The organism is Kitasatospora sp. MBT66, from assembly GCF_000710405.2.
Lineage (GTDB): Bacteria > Actinomycetota > Actinomycetes > Streptomycetales > Streptomycetaceae > Kitasatospora > Kitasatospora purpeofusca.
The window spans coordinates 666,324-682,875 of record NZ_JAIY01000016.1 but is presented as its reverse complement, the minus strand read 5'-3'; the positions used below and the strand labels follow the sequence as shown (position 1 = coordinate 682,875).

At 75.3% G+C, this 16,552-nt stretch carries 15 protein-coding genes; 7 read left to right on the top strand and 8 right to left on the bottom strand.

What is annotated here, in order from left to right:
- Positions 1–8: 8 nt before the first annotated feature.
- Positions 9–1,358, bottom strand: coding sequence for a DUF5685 family protein (locus BI06_RS38920; protein WP_043476081.1), 1,350 nt, complete (start codon positions 1,356–1,358; stop codon positions 9–11).
- A gap of 281 nt (positions 1,359–1,639) precedes the next feature.
- Between BI06_RS38920 and BI06_RS38915 the strand changes: the two genes are divergently transcribed.
- On the top strand, positions 1,640–3,136 hold the full coding sequence (locus BI06_RS38915; protein WP_043476079.1) for a hypothetical protein: 1,497 nt from the start codon (positions 1,640–1,642) through the stop codon (positions 3,134–3,136).
- A 354-nt stretch (positions 3,137–3,490) separates the two neighbouring features.
- Positions 3,491–4,399: a helix-turn-helix transcriptional regulator gene (locus tag BI06_RS38910; RefSeq protein WP_158516518.1), complete on the top strand. Its 909-nt coding sequence runs from the start codon at positions 3,491–3,493 to the stop codon at positions 4,397–4,399.
- Positions 4,400–4,551: 152 nt separating this feature from the next.
- On the opposite strand, the gene BI06_RS38905 is transcribed toward BI06_RS38910, so the two are convergent.
- Complete coding sequence (locus tag BI06_RS38905; RefSeq protein WP_043476074.1) at positions 4,552–4,953, bottom strand: hypothetical protein; 402 nt, start codon at positions 4,951–4,953, stop codon at positions 4,552–4,554.
- A gap of 215 nt (positions 4,954–5,168) precedes the next feature.
- Between BI06_RS38905 and BI06_RS38900 the strand changes: the two genes are divergently transcribed.
- The 3 genes from BI06_RS38900 to BI06_RS38890 all read left to right on the top strand — a co-directional run bounded on the left by BI06_RS38900 (position 5,169) and on the right by BI06_RS38890 (position 8,021).
- Positions 5,169–5,732 carry a helix-turn-helix domain-containing protein gene (locus tag BI06_RS38900; RefSeq protein ID WP_030393944.1) on the top strand — a complete coding sequence of 188 codons (564 nt, stop codon included), beginning with the start codon at positions 5,169–5,171 and terminating at the stop codon, positions 5,730–5,732.
- The gene (locus BI06_RS38895) at positions 5,729–7,252 is read left to right on the top strand and encodes an MFS transporter (protein WP_233290465.1); all 1,524 of its coding nucleotides are present in this window, start codon (positions 5,729–5,731) and stop codon (positions 7,250–7,252) included. The genes BI06_RS38900 and BI06_RS38895 overlap by 4 nt, the downstream gene beginning before the upstream one ends.
- An 82-nt stretch (positions 7,253–7,334) precedes the next feature.
- A complete protein-coding gene (locus BI06_RS38890) occupies positions 7,335–8,021 on the top strand; it encodes an alpha/beta fold hydrolase (protein WP_043476071.1) in 687 nt (228 codons plus the stop codon).
- A 39-nt stretch (positions 8,022–8,060) separates the two neighbouring features.
- Here the strand turns inward: BI06_RS38890 and BI06_RS38885 are convergent, their stop codons facing one another.
- Positions 8,061–9,467 carry a DUF2252 domain-containing protein gene (locus tag BI06_RS38885; RefSeq protein WP_233290464.1) on the bottom strand — a complete coding sequence of 469 codons (1,407 nt, stop codon included), beginning with the start codon at positions 9,465–9,467 and terminating at the stop codon, positions 8,061–8,063.
- A gap of 265 nt (positions 9,468–9,732) precedes the next feature.
- Here BI06_RS38885 and BI06_RS38880 point away from each other — a divergent pair, with 265 nt between their 5' ends.
- Positions 9,733–10,164 carry a DUF2809 domain-containing protein gene (locus BI06_RS38880; protein WP_030393940.1) on the top strand — a complete coding sequence of 144 codons (432 nt, stop codon included), beginning with the start codon at positions 9,733–9,735 and terminating at the stop codon, positions 10,162–10,164.
- 7 nt (positions 10,165–10,171) lie between these two features.
- Here BI06_RS38880 and BI06_RS38875 read toward each other — a convergent pair whose 3' ends face one another.
- On the bottom strand, positions 10,172–10,954 hold the full coding sequence (locus BI06_RS38875) for an SGNH/GDSL hydrolase family protein (protein WP_051742785.1): 783 nt from the start codon (positions 10,952–10,954) through the stop codon (positions 10,172–10,174).
- Positions 10,955–11,401: 447 nt separating this feature from the next.
- Between BI06_RS38875 and ddaH the strand changes: the two genes are divergently transcribed.
- Complete coding sequence (ddaH, locus tag BI06_RS38870; RefSeq protein WP_030393938.1) at positions 11,402–12,226, top strand: dimethylargininase; 825 nt, start codon at positions 11,402–11,404, stop codon at positions 12,224–12,226.
- 46 nt (positions 12,227–12,272) lie between these two features.
- On the opposite strand, the gene BI06_RS38865 is transcribed toward ddaH, so the two are convergent.
- From BI06_RS38865 to BI06_RS38850, 4 genes are all read right to left on the bottom strand, one after another.
- On the bottom strand, positions 12,273–12,977 hold the full coding sequence (locus tag BI06_RS38865; RefSeq protein WP_043476066.1) for an LUD domain-containing protein: 705 nt from the start codon (positions 12,975–12,977) through the stop codon (positions 12,273–12,275).
- Positions 12,974–14,401, bottom strand: a complete 1,428-nt coding sequence (locus BI06_RS38860; protein ID WP_043476063.1) for a LutB/LldF family L-lactate oxidation iron-sulfur protein — start codon at positions 14,399–14,401, stop codon at positions 12,974–12,976. Before BI06_RS38860 ends, BI06_RS38865 begins: the two co-directional genes overlap by 4 nt.
- Positions 14,398–15,144 (bottom strand): (Fe-S)-binding protein, encoded by a 747-nt coding sequence (locus BI06_RS38855; RefSeq protein ID WP_043476060.1) that lies wholly within the window; start codon positions 15,142–15,144, stop codon positions 14,398–14,400. The genes BI06_RS38860 and BI06_RS38855 overlap by 4 nt, the downstream gene beginning before the upstream one ends.
- 160 nt (positions 15,145–15,304) lie before the next feature.
- Positions 15,305–16,519 carry a globin domain-containing protein gene (locus BI06_RS38850; RefSeq protein WP_030393934.1) on the bottom strand — a complete coding sequence of 405 codons (1,215 nt, stop codon included), beginning with the start codon at positions 16,517–16,519 and terminating at the stop codon, positions 15,305–15,307.
- Positions 16,520–16,552: the final 33 nt, after the last annotated feature.

The window sequence follows — 16,552 nt, the reverse complement described above, 5'->3', positions numbered from 1 at the left end:
GTGCGGCCTCAGCAGTCGCAGCCGCAGTCGCAGCCGTCACAACCGTCGCAGCAGCCGCAGTCGTTGCAGCACTGGGCGTTCTCGCCGCAGCACTGGCAGCCGTCGCAGCAGTCGCCGCAGTCGCAGCACTCGTTGCGGACGCAGAAGCCCTCGCGGCGCTCGCCGGAGAACGGGTGGTTGTGCTCGCAGCAGAGCAGCTGGCAGGTGCAGCCCATCAGCGCCCAGGCGGCGCAACCGGCCAGCAGATTGCGGCGGTTGGGCGGCGGTGCGCCGGGCGGGGTGAAGCCGGGGCCCTGCGGCACCCAGGGCGGGACCGGAGCGCCCGGGCCCTGCGGCGGGGCCTGGCCGGGGTCGTGCCGCGGCGGGCTCTGGTAGGGGTTGGAGCCGGTCGGGTCCAACTGGGCGTGGGCGTGCGGCGCGTGGCCGTGCGGCTGATCGACGGCCGCCGGCGCCGCGCCGGGCTCGTGCCCGACCCGGCAGGCGGCATGGCCGGGCCGCCCGAAGACCCGCTCGACGGCCCGCTCGGTCTCGTGGGCGAGCAGGATGTGCACCAGCGCCCGGTCCGTGAGCTCGACGTCCCGCAGGGCCAGCCGGATGCCGTGCACGGCGTCCCGGCACAGCCGTTCGGCCTCGGCGCGGTCGGTGCCGGTGGCGTCGAGCGGGTTCCACGCGCCGCTCGCGGCGTCGGCCTCCTGGTCCTCGGCGGCGTCCAGCAGGTGCGCCAGCCGTCCGAACAGCCGCCCGGCCTCGGCCAGCGGCGCCTCGTTCCCCGGCCGGCCGGCCAGCACGGCGGTGTGCGCGAACGCGGCGGCGGTGGCGGTCTCGGTGGGCTCGGTGACCAGCAGCACCGAGCCGCCGGCCGGCAGTTCGCGCTCCAACTCGCCCTGGCGGGCGGCCGCGTCCAGCAGGACCGAGGTGTCGAAGCCGACCACCGAGGCGCTGCCCGCGCTCTTGCGGTCCCAGCGCCGGGTGACCGCCCGGGCGCCGGCCGCGAGCGGGCGCCGGGCGAACACGCCGTCCTCGTCCTCGACATGGTCGCGGATCTTCACCGAGGCGAGCGCCAGCGAGACGGCGGCCGCCAGCCGGGCACCCTCGCCCCGGGCGACCGAGGCCGTCCGCATGCCGCGCAGCGGACACGGCCCGGCGGTCCGCCGGCCGGCCCCGGCGGCGGTGTGCCCGGCGGCGGCCTGGGCCTCGACCAGCACCGAGATGATCAGCCCGTCGTAGTTGGTGGCGGTCCTCGCCAGTTGCCCGTGGTCGTCGCGCAGGGCCAGGCAGAGGCCGCAGAGATGGGCCATCCAGCTCGCCTGGAGCCGCTCCGAGAGCCGGTGGCGGCACGGCCTGATGATGCCGAACATGTGGTTCCCCCGTGTTGTGCATGGGCCACCCGGCCCTCGATCGCGGACATCATATGATCGACAGCCCGTTCTTCCGGAACCGAAGACGGGTCCCGAACCCGTCGGCCGGGTCCGCCCGGCCAGGTCCGCCGGGCCCGGTCCGTCCGGATGCGGAGGAAAAGCGGGCGCCCGGTGTTTATTCGTTGTCCATTCCCGCCCGTCATCATTCCGTCCGCACGTCGCCGAGTGAACCGGCCTGCCAGGAAAGCCGGTTGGCGAACCGAGCCGCGGAGGAACCCCCCTTGACCCGAGACCTGTCCCCGGCCGAGCAGAAGGTGCTGGCCACGATCACCGCCCGGATCGACGCGATCGTCGCCCTCGGCACCGTGGCGGAGCTGACCGCGACCACGGTGCTGAACGGCCCGGGAGCCGCCCCCGACTACCCGGCCTTCCAGCAGCGCTTCGCCCGGTTGGGCCGCCGGATGCGCGAGGTGCGGTTCGTGGTGCGGGAGGACCTGCCCGCCACGATGGGGGCGAACACGGTCATCACCGGCGACGAAGTCCCCTCGGTGCAGGAGATCCAGCTCCGCCCCAGCCTGGTCGGCCCGGGCACCCGGGATCTCACCGACCGCGCCCTCACCTTGGTGCACGAGCTGTCCCACACCCTGAATGAGGGCCTCGGGGACCACCCGGTCAAGGACTACGCGTACCGCTCCGGCTGGGCCTGGACCTACCTCTCCGCCGAGGTGGCCCGGAGCAACGCCGACACCTACGTCGAGGCCGCCGTCATGCTCATCGAACGGAGCGAGAACGCCTGGGGCCGGTACCAGCGTTTCGGACGGCTCGCGGCCCGCCGCGGGCAGCTGGCGCGACGGTCGGGGACCACCACCCTCGGCGGCGCGCTGGCCTGGCTGGACATCATGGTCAACCGGGCCTGGATCCGAGCCGGCGACTGCGAGGGCTTCGCCCGGACCACCTTCACCGAGGCCAAGTGGAAGACGCCCGAGTGGGCCGTCTGGAAGCGCCACGCCCGTTCGCTCGCGCTGGAGAACCTGCTGGCCTCCTGGGGGTACATCACCGAGCGGACCGTGCGCGGCGGCGTCGCCTGCCTGCTCCCCAGGGACCAGACCGTGGTGGCCCAGCTCTTCCCCTACCTGAGCGAGCTCAAGCACGCGGTGGACCTGATCGACCCGCTCCTGGTCGAGCGCGGCGACCGGATCACCTTCGACCCGACCTCCGGCGCCCTGCGCGTCCCGCGCGGCACGGTCGACCGCGCGCCGCTGGCGCTCGCCGAACTCCTGTTGGACGCCCTGATCGAGGGCACCGCCGGCCTTCCCGCGGCGAAGCCCTTCGCCCAGCGGGCGCGGGAACTCGTCCGCGCCCTGGTCGACCAGGACCGGGACGCGGAGCGCCAGGTGGTCGCCACGCTCCGGAGCGTCTTCGCGGCCGTTCCGGCCCTCCTGCCGAACGCCGACCGGTGGGCGGACCTCGCGGTCGAGCTCGATGCCGCCGTCCTCGACGACCTGCGGTTCCGCTGGGAGCGCCTGGCGAAGGACATTCCCGCGGTGGCGGGGCTGCCGGACGAGGTGGACCGCGAGGTCCTGGCCGGCCTCGCCGCGTACTTCGCCGAGGACGTCGAGCGGCTCCGCGCCGGGCACGGCCGCACACCCGTCCCGCAGGACGTCCACAGGGAGCTGGCCGCCACCCTGAAGGAGGCGGCCCTGCACATCACCAACGCCTACCCGGGCCAACGGCCGGAGCTCGACAGGCTGCGCGCCCGCCTGGAGGCCCTGGCCTGACGCCTGTCACGGAAGGCCGGTCGACACCGCCCCGTCGGACCTCGTCCGGCGGGGCGGAGCGCTGTCCACGTCCTGTCTCGGCCCTGCAGCCCGCCCGGAACGCCGGGCGAACGCCAGGTTCCCGCCATGGAAGGAACCGGGGCCGAGGCACAGGATGGTCCGCGACGCCGCCGCCCCCGGGTCGGGACCACCCCCTCGTCGGGCGGCGCCGATCCGACCTGTCGCCGAACCCGGCCGGGGACAGCCGTCGCACCGCGAAGCACAGGCCGACGCGACCGGGCCACTGGGGGATGTGTGCTGACCGTCAACTTCGCTGTCCCGGATCTCGCCCGTACCCGGTTCGTGGTCTCACCGATGGACCACGTACTGACCGCCCTGACCGGATCCCGCGCCTGGGCCGGCACCCGCCGGGCCCGCTGGTGGACCCGGATGCGCGGCCGGATACCGCAGACCGCCGCACCGCTGATCGAGGTGGTGGGCGCCTGCCGCACCGGTGTCCCGGACTTCCTGGTGACCCATCCGCAGGGCACCCACCGCGGGCTCGCCGACGAACTCGACGCCCTGGTGGCCACCACCCCGGCCGAACTGCGGCAGGCGCTCTCCGGGTACGGCGCCGGCCGGGGCGTGCCCCGGATCGTCGTCGAGCTCCGCGACGGCGACACCCGCGGGCTGCGGCTGCTCGCCGACGGAGCCCTGGCCCTGTTCCGGGCCTGCCTCGCCGAGGACTGGTCCGACATCCAGCGCCACCTGCAGACCGACATCGCCCACCGCGTCCACGTCTCCGGCGAGGCCGGGATCGGCGCCATGCTCGGAGTGCTCCACCACCGCGTCGGCTGGCAGGAGGACGGGGTGCTCCGCTGCGCGGTGGGCGGACCGGACCGGACGGTCGACCTGGACGGCCGCGGTCTGGAGCTGCACCCGAACTTCTTCGTGCAGGACGGTGTCGGCGCCGTCCTGGTGCCGGGCCGGCCGGCGGTGCTGCTCCACCCGGTCATCGGTCCGTCGGTCGACCGCGAGCGGAGCACGGCCGATCCGCTGACCGGTCTGATCGGTTCGGCCCGCGCCCGCGTCCTGCGGGCCGTCGGGCAGGCCCCCTGCAGCACCACCGAACTCGCGGCACGCCTCGGTGTCGGCCTGTCCACCGCGAGTGCCCACGCCACCGCCCTGCGGACGACCGGGGCGATCACGACGCAACGGCAGGGGCGGCACGTCTGTCATCTCCTGGCGCCGCTGGGGCGCGCCCTGCTGTCGGCGGGCGCGTGAGCTGCCGCGTTCCGAGCTGGGCCGGGCCCAGTCGAGGCGCGTCGGGCCGAGTCGGGCCGGACCGAGTCGGGCCGGGCCGGCTGGTGTCGGCCGGTCGGCCCCGGCCGCGTGGTGCGGCCGGGGCCGGGGCCGGACCCCGGGTGGGGCCGGGGTCAGTTGAGCGGGCCGCAGCTGGGGGTGCCCAGCGGCGTGCCGTTGTAGTAGCGCTGGACGCAGGCCTTCATGGAGTGGCCCGGACCGTCGTAGAACCACGGCGACTGGGCCCCGCTGCCGGGCGCGGGGGAGGAGCTCCAGATCAGGCCGCCGTTGTCGTAGACCGTGAAGCGACACCGGTACGGGTCGGTGGCCGAGTTCTGGGTCGGGTTGTTCGCCATCTCGTCGTGGTAGGCGCCGTTGACGAAGTGCAGCTCGATCTTCTCGACGGCCTGGCACGACCCGGAGCCGATCGGGAAGCTGCCCTCGGCGGCGAACGCCTGGCCGGGGCTGAGGGTGAGGGTGGCGCCGAGGCCGAGCGTGGCCACGGCGAGCAGACGGGCGGCACGGGCAGAAAGCATGGTGGTCCTTCCGGAAGACACGGCCTGACTGGTCCCGGGCGCCCGCCGGCGCCCGGGACCAGTTCACCGCCGGCGCGGCCGGGGCGGCCAGCTGTTCGTCCCCGGGGCGAAGGGTCGGCCCGGATCCGCGTCCCCTTCGTCCGGATCCGCTTCCCCGCCGTCCGGCTGTGCGGCCCGGACCGGGGGCGTCCCATATCCGGGATAGCATCACGGATATGGGAATGGACACGGCCGCCGACGAGCGGCTGGCGGAACGGCTCGCCGAACTGCGGGTCGAACGCGGATGGACACTTGAGGAGTTGGCGCGCCGGGCGGACGTCAGCCGCTCGACGCTGTCACGGGTCGAACGGGCCGAGGTGAGCCCGACGGCGGCGCTGCTCGGGCGGCTCTGCACGGTGTACGGGCGCAGCATGTCGCGGCTGCTCGCCGAGGTCGAGGCGGCCCCCGCCCGGCTGGTGCGGGCCGGGGACCAGCGGGTCTGGCGGGACGAGGCGACCGGGTACGTCCGGCGCTCCGTCTCGCCGCCGCACGGCTCGCTGCGGGCCGAGGTGATCGAGGGCCGGCTGCCGGCCGGCGCCGACATCGCCTACGACAAGCCCGACGACACCGGCCGGGAACACCACCTCTGGGTGCTGGACGGCCTGCTGTCGATGACCGTCGACGGCACGGAGCACCTGCTGGAGGCCGGGGACTGCCTGCGGTTCACCGCCGAGACCAGCCGCTTCCACTGCCCCGGCCCGGCCGGCGCCCGGTACGCGCTGGTGGTGGTCGAACCGTGAGCGCGACCGGCGCGATACCGGCCCCGCCGGTCAGGGAGCGGTTCGACGCGGCCGGGCGGCGGGTGCTGCTGGTCTGCGTCGCCGGCGGCTTCACCACCCTCATCGACCAGTCGGTGCTCAACACCGCGATCCCCGCGCTGCGCGAGTCGCTGCACGCCCAGCCCGCGCACCTGCAGTGGATCGTGGCCGGCTACTCGCTGGCCTTCGGCCTGGCCCTGATACCCGGCGGGCGGCTCGGTGACGTGCGCGGCCGCAAGTGGTTCTTCGTCGGCGGCCTCGCCCTGTTCACCGTCGTCAGCCTGCTCTCCGCGACCGCCACCGAGCCCTGGGTGCTGGTCGCCGCCCGGCTGCTCCAGGGCGCCGGCGCCGGACTGGTGAACTCCCAGATGATCGGCACCCTCCAGGACGTCTTCCAGGGCCAGCTGCGGGCCCGGGCGCTCGGGATGTACGCCGTGACCGGCGGCCTCGCCTTCGCCCTAGGCCCGCCGATCGGCGGCGCGGTGCTCGCCGCCGTCGGACCGGAACAGGGCTGGCGGCTGACCTTCCTGCTCAATGTGCCGTTCGGACTGGCCACCCTGCTGCTGGCGGTCCGCCACCTGCCGCGCCCGCGCCCCAGCGCCCGGCACGCCGACCTCGACCTGGTCGGACTGCTGCTCGTCGCCGCGCTGACCCTGGCGCTGATGCTGCCGTTCGTCCAGCCCCCCGGCTGGGCCGGCTGGCTCGGGTTCGCCGCCGCGGCGGCCGCGCTGCTCGGCGCGCTGGCCCGGTGGCAGCGCCGCTACGCCCGGCGCGGCGGCCACCCGCTGATCCACCCGGCGCTGACCCGCTCAGCGCCGTACGCGCTCGGGACGGCGGTGGCGATGTTGCAGTTCGGCTCCTCGCTGGCCGCCGGACTGGTGCTGACGATGTTCCTCCAGGACGGGCTCGGCCTCTCGCCGATGGGCGCGGCCCTGGTCGCGCTGCCGTCGGCGGTCGCGATGGGCTTCGCCTCGGCGTTCGCCTGGCGGGTCGTCCAGCGCTTCGGCCGGCGGACCGTCACCGCGGGCATGGCCGGCTCGGCGCTGGTGATGCTCGCGGGCGGCCTGGTCGCGCGCTGGGCGCCGACCGGCCCGCTGCCCTGGCTGCTCGCGCTGCTCCAACTGCTGGGCGGCGCCTCGGTCGGGCTGATGGCGGCCTCCAACCAGGCGTTCGTGCTGCGGCACGCGCCGGCCGAGGCGGCCGGGGTGAGCGGGGCGATCCTGCAGATGGCGCAGCGGATCGCGGCGGCGGTCAGCATCTCGGCGCTGTCCGGCGTCTATCTGCGGGCGACCGGCGGGGGCGGCGGGCACCGGGCGGCGTACGCGTGGGCGAGCGGCGTCTGCGCGGCGGTGGCGGCGCTGGCGGTGGTCGCCTCGGTGCTGGCGGGCCGGGTGTCGGCGCGCGAGGCGGCGTCGGTCGAAGCGGCGTCGGTCGAAGCGGCGGCCGGGGAGGTCGCGGACGCGCCGGGTGCCGCTGCCCGGGAGAACACCCCGAGCCGCTGACCGCCGACCGCTGTCCGGACCCGGCTGTTCGCTGTGCGAAAAGCCGGGTCCGGACGACGCGGGCCCCGGCTACGGTGCCGGTATGACCGAGCCTCTGAGAGTCGAACTGCCGGGCCTCTCCCTCGCCTGCCGGGAGAGCGGCCCGGCCGACGGCCCGCCGCTGGTCCTGCTGCACGCCCTCGGCGAGCGGGCCACCGACTGGGACGTGGTGCTCCCCGCCCTCGCCCCGCACCACCGCGTGCACGCGCTCGACCTGCGCGGCCACGGCGACAGCGGACGCCCCGGCCGGTACAGCCTGGAGGCGATGCGGGACGACGTGCTCGCCCTGCTGGACGCGCACGGCCTGGACCGGGTGGACATGGTCGGCCACTCGATGGGCGGGGTGGTCGCCTACCTGGTCGCCCAGGAGCGGCCGGAGCGGGTCGCCAGGCTCGTCCTGGAGGACGTCCCCGCCCCGCGCCCCCGCCCGGCGAGCCCGGTGGCCGACGCCCCCGAGGAGCCCGTCGACTTCGACTGGGCGGTGGTCCGGCAGATCAAGGGCCAGATCGACCGGCCGGACCCGCTGTGGCTGGAGCGGATGACCGCCGTCACCGCCCCCACCCTGCTGGTCGCGGGCGGCCCGACCAGCCACGTCCCGCAGGCCGGACTGGCCGAACTGTCCCGCCTGATCCCCGACTGCCGCCTGGTCACCGTCGACGCCGGCCACCTGGTGCACCAGGACCGCCCCGAGGAGTTCGTCGCCGCCGTGGCCGCGTTCCTCGCCCCCTGACCGGGAGCGAGGGACCGGGAGCGAGGGACCGGGTGTCCGTCAGACGCCGTGCTCGGCCGGGAGGCGGCCGGCGCGTATGGCGGTGAGGAGGTCGGCGTGGTCGGCCTCGGTGCGGTCGGCGTAGGCGACCGCGAAGCCGGCCACCGCCTCGTCCAGGGCCTCGTTCTTGCCGCAGTAGCCGCTGATCACCCCGGGGTCGGCGGTGTGGGCGTGGGCGCGGGCGAGCAGGGCGCCGGTGATCCGGGCGTAGTCGTCCAGCTGGGCGGGCAGCAGGGCGGCCGGGTCCACGCTGCCCTTGCGGTTGCGGAACTGGCGCACCTGGTAGGGGAGTCCGTCGACCGTGGTCCAGCCGAGCAGGGTGTCGCTGACCACCTGCATCCGCTTCTGCCCGCGCACCACCCGGCGGCCCTCGTGGACGTCCGCGGCGGCGACCGGGTGGCCGGCCCGGGCCAGGTGCGGCAGCAGCACCGACGGGCGCGCCTCCTTCACCTGGAGCACCAGCGGCTGCTCGCGGTGGTCGGTCAGCAGGACGACGTAGGAGCGGGTGCCGACGCTGCCGGTGCCCACGACGCGGAACGCCACGTCCTGCACCCGGTAGCGGGACAGCAGCGGGTGCAGCTCGCCGGGCACGGTCCGGACGTACTCGCCGAGCGAGGCGGCGACGACGGCGGCCGTGGCGTCCGTGACCTCGCTGAGCACCGGCGGTGCCGCGGTGAAGCGCCAGGAGCCGTCCTCGGAGCGGACGGCGGACTTGGCGGCGAACCGGGCGCTGGTGTTGCCGAGCGCCTTCGCGCCGACCTTCTCCAGCAGCTCGGTCAGGTCGTGCGCCTGGGCGAAGGAGACCAACTGCTCGTCCGCGACGGCGTTCCAGGCGTCCAGCGCGGGCAGCTTGGCCAGGGTGCGCATGGTCCGGCGGTAGGCGCCGGCCGCGTCGAAGGCCGCCCGGCGGGCGGTGGTCTCGTCGGCGCCGATCTCCCGGCCGGCCAGGACCAGGCTCGCGGCGAGCCGCTTGAGGTCCCACTCCCACGGGCCGGGGACGGTCTCGTCGAAGTCGTTGATGTCCATCACGAGCCGGCCGCGCGCGTCGCCGTACAGGCCGAAGTTGGCGGCGTGGGCGTCGCCGCACAGCTGGGCGACGGTGCCGCTGGTCGGGGTGGCGGCGAGGTCGGCGGCCATCAGCCCGGCCGAACCGCGCAGGAAGGCGAACGGGGTGGCGGCCATCCGGCCCAGCCGGATCGGCACCAGCTCGGCCAGCCGGCCCTCGTTGGAGGCCTCGATCGCCTGGACGGCGCTCGGGCGGTCGGTGACGGGCGGGAACTCGGCGTGCCGCTCGCGCGGGGTGCGGGTGCGCAGGGCCTTGCCGCGCTCGCGCGCCCCGCCGTCCTGGCGCGGCGCGAAGCCCTCGACGGTGAACCGCCGCCCGGGCCCCTGCCCGGCCCCCGCCACGTCCGCCAGTGTCCCGGACCCGTTCACCGTATCGGTCAGCTGCGTCACTGCGCCCCGCCCTGTCTCTGTCGTTCCCGCCCGCGGCCTGCGCGGACCCGGCCCGGAAACGGGCCGGCCAGCAGGGTACCGGTCCGCCCGTCCGGTCCTCCGGCAGGGAGGGACGCACCGGGGGCGACCGCGGTTCCCGGGGCGGCCGCAGGGTCGTGGCAGGTGGGCGGGCCACGGCCGGTCGGTGGCAGGCGCCGGCCGGCCTTAGGGTGCGGGGATGGACGATCTTCGGGGGCGGTGGGCGGTCCGGGGCGCGGCCGCGGTGGCGGCGGTGCTCACGGTCGGTGCGGGGCTGGCGGTACGGACGGTGGCGGGCGGCGAGGCGGCCAAGTACGCGGGCGACGCCCTCTACACCGTGCTGCTGTACGCCCTGGCGGTGCTGGTCGCGCCGCGGCTGCGGCCGGCCGTCGCGGCCGCCTGGGCGGCGGGCCTCAGCTGGGCGGTGGAGCTGTTCCAGCTCACCGGGGTCCCGGACGACCTGGCCCGGCGCAGCACGCTCGCCCGGCTGGTGCTCGGCTCCACCTTCAACCCGCCGGATCTGCTCTGGTACCTGGTCGGCGCCGGTCTGGCCGCCCTCGTGCACGCGGGGGTCCGCGCGGGTGCGAGGGCGGCCGGTCGACCGGCCGCCGTCCGACGGTCCGTCGGCTGACGGATCGTCAGAGCGGCATCAGCTCGGGGCGCTTGGCCTCGACGTTGTCGCCGGAGGACTCCCCGCGGAGCCGGCGGCCGACCCACGGCAGCAGGAACTCGCGGGCCCACTGGAGGTTCTCCCGGCGCTGCTCGGCGGGGGAGAGCGCCGGGGTGGACGGCCAGGGGGCCTCCGGGTCCTGCTCGGTGCGCAGGCCCAGCGAGCGGGCGGCCAGCAGGGCGACCCGCTGGTGGCCCTCGGGGGAGAGGTGCAGGCGGTCCTCGCTCCAGGCGCGGCGGTCCTGGACGGCCCGCAGCGACCAGAGGTCGGCCACCTTGCAGTCGTACCGGTCGGCGACGGCGCGCATGTGGTTGTTGTAGGTGGCGATCTTCCCGCGCAGGTGCTTGAACAGCGGCACGCCGCGCGTGTCGAAGCCGGTGCAGATGAGCACCGTGCCCGCCGCGTCGACGAGTTGGGCGACGGCGGCCTCGAAGCGCTCGGCCACCTCGTCCGGGTCGCTGCCCGGGCGCAGGATGTCGTTCCCGCCGGCGCAGAAGGTGACCAGGTCCGGCCGGATCCGGCGGACCTCCGGCACCTGCTCGGCCATGATCTGGTCCAGCAGCCGGCCTCGCACCGCGAGGTTCGCGTATTGGAAGCCGCCCGGTGGCCGGTCACCGGCGAGCAGCCCCGCCAGCCGGTCGGCCCAGCCGGCGAAGGCACCGTCGGCGCCGGGGTCGTTCAGGCCCTCGGTGAAGCTGTCCCCGAGGGCCACGTACGAATTGAGGTCAAGAGTCTCCTGGAGGTACGACATGAAGGAGATAGTTCACTGTCTCAAGTGACCTACGCCACCGTAGGTGGCCGGTAGCGGTACGTGAGATCGGCCACGTGCGGCCGGAAGGCCCGGACCGCAAGGGCCGGAGGGACGCGGGCGGAAGCCTCGGAGCGGTGCGGACGGAAGGGCCGAAAGGCCCCGGGCGGAGGCCCGCAGGGGCCGGAACGACGGGTTCGGACGTTCCGGAACGGCTCGCGAGCGCCCTTGTGCGCCAGGGGCGCGCGGGTGGGCGCACCGGATGCGCGGGGTACTGCGCCACCCGGTGCGCCCGCCCGGGTGTGGAAGCGGCACTCCCGGGGCAGCCGCCCTCTGGGACCGTACGGACGTAGGCGGCGGGCGGTGCCCGCGCCCCGTACGGGGGCCCGTTTCCGCTCCGCCACTGCTTCCTCTCTGCACCGTCCCGTTCCCGACCGCGGAGGTCGCCGCATGCCGTACCGAATCCCGGAGCGCACCGCGAGGCCGCGGCGCTACCTCATGTGCCGGCCGACGCACTTCACGGTCGAGTACGCGATCAACCCCTGGATGGACCCGGCGCAGCCGACGGACACCGCGCTCGCCGTCCAGCAGTGGGAGCGGCTGTACGCGCTCTATCAGCAGCTCGGCCACACCGTGGAGCTGATCGACCCGGTGCCCGGCCTGCCGGACATGGTCTACACGGCCAACGGCGCCACCGTGATCGACGGCCGGGTGCTGGTCGCGAACTTCCGCCACCCCGAGCGGGCCGGCGAGTCCGACGCCCACCAGGCCTGGTTCGAGGCCGGCGGCTACCGCGAGGTGCGGCGCGCCGCGCAGGTCAACGAGGGCGAGGGCGACCACCTGGTGGCCGGCCGCCGGGTGCTGGCCGGCAGCGGCTTCCGCACCGACCCGGCCGCGCACGCCGAGGCCCGGGACCTCTTCGGCCTCCAGGTGCTCACCCTGGCCCTGGTGGACCCGCGCTTCTACCACCTGGACACCGCGCTCGCCGTCCTCGCCGACGACCAGGTCATGTACTACCCGGAGGCGTTCACCCCGGACAGCCAGGCGCTGCTGCGCAGCCTCTACCCGGACGCCGTCCTCGCCGACCTGGAGGACGCCGAGGTGTTCGGCCTGAACGCCGTCTCCGACGGCCGCCGGGTGCTGCTGCCGGAGGCCGCGAAGGCGCTGGCCGCCCGCCTCGCCGACGAGGGCTACGAGCCGATACCGGTCGACGTCTCCGAGCTGTTCAAGGGCGGCGGCGGCCCCAAGTGCTGCACGCTGGAACTCCGGCCCTGAGGCGCCGCGCCCCGGCCCGCGGGCGGTCCCGTCGTCGGTCCCGCGGTCAGTCCCGCACCAGTACCACCTCCAGGGTGCGGGGGCCGTGCACGCCCTCCACCCGGGTGAGTTCGATGTCGCTGGTGGCCGACGGCCCGGAGATCCAGGTCTGCGGGCGGGCGGGGTCGAGGCGGGGGAGGGCGAGCGGGACGGAGGCGACCACCTGCCCGGGCGCGCGGACCACGCAGATGTGGTGATCGGGGACGAGCGTGAGCAGTCGGCGGCCCTGGCCCGGACCGGCGTCCAGGACCAGGGTGCCGGTCTCGGCGATCGCCAGGGCGCAGCCGGTGAGCACGCTGTCGACGCCGTCCAGCCGGGCGGCGGTGAGCGGTCCTCCGGGGCCGTCGTCGGCGAGCGCCTCGGCCCGGACGGCCGCGGTCCAGGCCGGCGGCAGCCCGGGCGGCACGGCCACCGTGCGGGCGCCGCGGGCGTCGAGCAGGGCACCGATCAGGTCCGGCAGTTCGGCCGGGGTGCAGCGGTGGACCAGGGCGCGGTAGTCGACCAGGTTGCGGTGGAGCAGGTCGAGCAGCGCGTCCGGGTCGTCCGCGGGCACGTGGCTGCGCAGGTAGTCGCGCGGGACGGCGCTGTCGTCCGCCGGGCCGTTCCCGTCCTCGGGTCGGTCCGCGGGCGTTGTTGCGGTGCGGCCGAGGGCGGCCCGGATCCGGGACAGCACCAGCTCGCGGGAGCCGCCGGTGGGGGAGTCGGGGTTCATCCTCGGTTCCTCCGCCACCAGTCGCGGAACGGTTCGGGCGGGACGGCCGGGAGTTCGCGGGTGTCGGTCCAGGCGCGCCCCGGGCCGGGGAGCCGGCGGGGGTGCAGCCGCCGGGTGCGGGCGGCGGCCCGTTCGGCGGCCCGCAGCAGGCCGGGGTGGTCGAGGACGTAGGCGGCGGCGGCCGCCGCGGCCCGCGCCAGCCGGCGGCGGGGCCCGTCGGCGACCCGTTCGCGCAGGTGGACCAGCACTTCGGGGATGTCGATCGCCACCGGGCAGACCTCGTAGCAGGCGCCGCAGAGCGACGAGGCGTACGGCAGCGATGCGTCCAGTGCGGTTTCGGTGCCCCGGAGTTGGGGTGTGAGGATGGCGCCGATCGGCCCGGGGTAGACCGAGCCGTAGGCGTGCCCGCCGGCCCGTTCGTAGACCGGGCAGACGTTGAGGCAGGCCGAGCAGCGGATGCAGCGCAGGGCCTGTCGTCCGGTCCGGTCGGCCAGTACGTCCGTGCGGCCGTTGTCGAGCAGGACCAGGTGGAACTCCTCGGGGCCGTCGCCGTCCGGGCCGTCGGCGTGGGTGCCGGTCCAGAGCGAGGTGTACGGGTTCATCCGCTCGGCGGTGGCGGAGCGGGGCAGCAGTTGCAGGAAGATCTCCAGGTCCCGCCAGGTGGGCAGGACCTTCTCGATGCCGACCACCGAGATCAGGGTCCGGGGCAGGGTCAGGCACATCCGCCCGTTGCCCTCGGACTCCACGACCACCAGGGTGCCGGTCTCGGCGATCATGAAGTTGGCGCCGGAGACGGCGACCTTCGCCCGGAGGAACTTCTCCCGCAGGTGCAGCCGCGCGGCCTCGGCGAGTTCGGCGGGCTCGTCGGTGAGTCCCTCGGGTGCCGGGCGGCCCAGGTCGGCCATCCGATCGGCGAAGATGTCCCGGATCTCGCCCCGGTTGCGGTGGATCGCCGGGACCAGGATGTGCGAGGGCCGGTCGTTCCCCAACTGGACGATCAGCTCGGCGAGATCGGTCTCGTAGGCGCGGATGCCGGCCTCGGCGAGTGCCTCGTTGAGCCCGATCTCCTGGGTGGCCATGGACTTGACCTTCACCACCTCCCGCTCGCCGGTGGCGCGGACCAGGCCGGTGACGATCCGGTTGGCCTCCTCGGCGTCGGCGGCCCAGTGCACCTGCCCGCCCGCGGCGGTCACGTTCTGCTCCAACTGGACCAGGTAGTGGTCGAGTCGGTCCAGGGTGCGGTCCTTGACGGCCTCGGCGGCGGCGCGCAGTTCGGCCCAGTCGGCGAGTTCGGCGACGGCCCGGGCCCGCTTGGCGCGGATGGTGCCGGTGGCGTGCCGCAGATTGGCGCGCAGCCGTTCGTCCTGCACGGCCGCGGCGGCGGCCTCGGGGAAGGCCGGCAGTCCGAGGAAGGTTCCGCTCACGGTGCCCGCCAGGGTTCGGCCTCGGTGCTGGCGAGGATCTCGGCGAGGTGCAGCGGACGCAGCGGCGCGCCCTGCCGGCGCAGGGTGCCGCCGAGGTGCAGCAGGCAGGAGGTGTCGCCGCCGCACAGCACCTCGGCGCCGGTGGCGAGGGCGGCGGCGGTCTTGTCGGCGGCCATCGCGGCCGAGACCGCCGCGTTCTTCAGCGCGAAGGTCCCGCCGAAGCCGCAGCACTCCTCGGCGCCCGGCAGTTCGAGCAGTTCCAGCCCGCGCACGGCCCGCAGCAGCCGCAGCGGCCGGTCGCCGAGGCCGAGCAGCCGCAGCCCGTGGCAGGCCGGGTGGTAGGTCACCGGGTGCGGGAACCACGCGCCCACGTCCTCGACGCCCAGGACATCGACCAGGAACTCGCTCAGCTCGTACACCCGGGGCGTCAACTCGCCCACGGCGGCGGCCAGTCCGCCGCCGGCCCGGGCGGCGATCCGCGGGTGGGCGGTGCGCACCGTCGCCACGCAGGAGCCGGACGGCGCCACCACGTGCCGGTACCCGGCGAAGGCCCGCACGGTGCGGCGGACCAGCGGTTCGCAGGCCCGCCGGTAGCCGCTGTTGAACTGCGGCTGACCGCAACAGCTCTGCGCGGCGGGGAAGTCGACCTCGACCCCGAGCCGTTCCAGCAGCCGCACGGTGGCGATCGCGGTGGACGGCATCAGCGCGTCATTGACGCAGGTGGCGAACAGCGCGACGCGCAACGGTCCTCCCCGTGGCCCCGGCGCGGGGCCGGGTGGTTCTGGAGTCGGTTCTCGCGCCGGATGCTACGGGAAAGCCTCGCGGGACACGCGGACACGCGGGTGCTCCGTCCCCGCGTCCGTGCGGCTTGCACGGACGGAGGACGGAGCGCGATGGCCGCGGTCAGGCGTCCTGGCCGAGCCAGAGGTCGGGGCCGAACACCTCGTAGTGGATGTCGGCGGCCGGGACGCCCGCCGCGAGGAGCTGGGCCCGGACCGAGCGCAGGAAGGGCAGCGGGCCGCAGAGGTAGGCGGTGGCGCCCGCGGGGACGTCGACCGTGGAGAGGTCGACCAGGCCGGTCCGCCCGGCCGGCCAGTCGCCGAGCGGCCGCTCGTAGAAGACGTGGGCGGCGGCGTCCGGCAGCTTGGCGGTCAGCTGGGCGAGCTCGGCCCGGAAGGCGTGCGACAGCTGGTCGCGGTCGCCGTGCACGGTGACGACCCGGCGGGTGGATCCGGTGGCGGCGAGATGGGCCAGCATGGCGGTGATCGGCGTGTTGCCGATGCCGGCCGAGGCGAGCAGCAGCGGGCCCTCGCCCTCGGCGAGCGCGACGTCGCCGAACGGCGGGGCGACGTCGAGGACGTCCCCGGCGCGCAGGTGCTCGTGCAGGTGGTTGGAGACCTCGCCGGCCGGGCCGCCCGCGGCCTCGGCGGCGGCCCGCTTGACGGTGAACCGGAGCGCGCCGTCCGCCACGCCGGACAGGCTGTACTGGCGGATCTGCCGGGCGCCGTCGGGGAGTTCGGCGCGCACCGACAGGTACTGGCCGGGCCTGGCGGCCGGCAGCGGGCCGCCGTCGGCCGGGCGGACCAGGTAGGTGGTGACGTCGTCGGTCTCCGGGTGGCGGGCGACCAGGGTGTACGGGCGCCAGAGGTCGGCGGGGTCGAGGTGCTGGGCGGCGGCGCTCTCGGCGCGCAGCCGGTCCTCGACGGCGATCAGGGCGTTCGCCATCAGCCAGTAGACCTCGTCCCAGGCGGCCGCGACCTCGGGGGTGACGGCCTCGCCGAGCACCTCCACGATGGCGGCGAACAGGTGCTCGTGGACGATCCGGTACTGGTCCTCGCTGATGCCGACCGAGACGTGCTTGTGCGCGATGCGGGCGAGCAGCGCGTCCGGACGGGTGTCCGGGGCGGCGATCAGGGCGGTCGCGAAGGCGGCTATCGAGCCCGCGAGCGCCTGCCGCTGGCTGCCGTTGGACTGGTTGCCCCGGTTGAACAGGTCGCGCAGCAGCTCCGGGTGGGCGGCGAACATCCGGTCGTAGAACAGCGGCGTGATCTCGCCGATGGCACCACCCACGACGGGCAGGGTGGCTTCGACGACCTCGGCGGACTTGGCGGACAGCATCGGAGGCGCTCCAAACTGGAATCTGAGAGTCGT

Excerpts from the sequence above, each read along its gene's own strand:
- BI06_RS38890 (WP_043476071.1), top strand. The coding sequence starts at position 7,335 with ATGACCGAGCCTCTGAGAGTCGAACTGCCGGGCCTCTCCCTCGCCTGC.
- BI06_RS38905 (WP_043476074.1), bottom strand. The coding sequence starts at position 4,953 with ATGCTTTCTGCCCGTGCCGCCCGTCTGCTCGCCGTGGCCACGCTCGGC.
- BI06_RS38920 (WP_043476081.1), bottom strand. The coding sequence starts at position 1,358 with ATGTTCGGCATCATCAGGCCGTGCCGCCACCGGCTCTCGGAGCGGCTC.
- ddaH (WP_030393938.1), top strand. The coding sequence starts at position 11,402 with ATGCCGTACCGAATCCCGGAGCGCACCGCGAGGCCGCGGCGCTACCTC.
- BI06_RS38910 (WP_158516518.1), top strand. The coding sequence starts at position 3,491 with ATGGACCACGTACTGACCGCCCTGACCGGATCCCGCGCCTGGGCCGGC.
- BI06_RS38880 (WP_030393940.1), top strand. The coding sequence starts at position 9,733 with ATGGACGATCTTCGGGGGCGGTGGGCGGTCCGGGGCGCGGCCGCGGTG.
- BI06_RS38850 (WP_030393934.1), bottom strand. The coding sequence starts at position 16,519 with ATGCTGTCCGCCAAGTCCGCCGAGGTCGTCGAAGCCACCCTGCCCGTC.
- BI06_RS38900 (WP_030393944.1), top strand. The coding sequence starts at position 5,169 with ATGGGAATGGACACGGCCGCCGACGAGCGGCTGGCGGAACGGCTCGCC.
- BI06_RS38865 (WP_043476066.1), bottom strand. The coding sequence starts at position 12,977 with ATGAACCCCGACTCCCCCACCGGCGGCTCCCGCGAGCTGGTGCTGTCC.
- BI06_RS38875 (WP_051742785.1), bottom strand. The coding sequence starts at position 10,954 with ATGTCGTACCTCCAGGAGACTCTTGACCTCAATTCGTACGTGGCCCTC.